Annotated in this window: 1 protein-coding gene; it reads left to right on the forward strand. The window is 76.3% G+C overall.

The window, feature by feature from the left end:
* Positions 1-236 (forward strand): ParA family protein (locus ACYQ0J_RS13645; RefSeq protein WP_460172624.1); only part of this gene is annotated, 236 nt, incomplete at both ends.

A 236-nucleotide genomic window follows, 5' to 3' on the forward strand; every position in this document is an offset into this window, starting at 1 on the left:
CACCGGGTCCTCCTCACCCGGGTGGACCCCCGGAGCCTAGGGGAGGCCCTCGAGGCCCAGACCGCCCTCATGGAGGCCGGGGTGCCCGCCTTCCACGCCTTCGTGCGGGCCTACAAGGCCCACGAGCGGGCCGCCCTGGACGGCAAGGCCATCACCCGCTGGCGCGGCCCCAACGCCCGGGAGGCGGAGGCGGACTACCGCCGGGTGGCGGAGGAGCTCCTCAGGGAGCTCGCCCA

The sequence above is a fragment of the Thermus sp. FJN-A genome, assembly GCF_054655095.1.